The organism is Vibrio sp. 10N.286.49.B3, from assembly GCF_002873395.1.
In the GTDB taxonomy this organism is placed as follows: domain Bacteria; phylum Pseudomonadota; class Gammaproteobacteria; order Enterobacterales; family Vibrionaceae; genus Vibrio.
Window position 1 is genome coordinate 1 of record NZ_MCUV01000071.1, and the last position, 205, is coordinate 205.

Annotated in this window: 1 tRNA gene; it reads left to right on the plus strand. The window is 45.9% G+C overall.

What is annotated here, in order from left to right:
• The first annotated feature begins 103 nt into the window (after positions 1 to 103).
• Positions 104 to 188 (plus strand) — tRNA-Tyr (locus BCU68_RS16495).
• Positions 189 to 205 lie beyond the last annotated feature (17 nt).

Below are 205 nucleotides of genomic sequence, written 5' to 3' on the forward strand. Positions count from 1 at the left end.
ACCATATTTTACTTAGTGTCGTATGACATTGAGACCACTTGATTGATGTGTTGGGAAAACCTCAATTAAGCTTACTTTTAAATGAGTAAGATAGTACACCCCTGGAGGGGTTCCCGAGTGGCCAAAGGGAGCAGACTGTAAATCTGCCGGCTCCGCCTTCGATGGTTCGAATCCGTCCCCCTCCACCATATTTTACTTAGTGTCG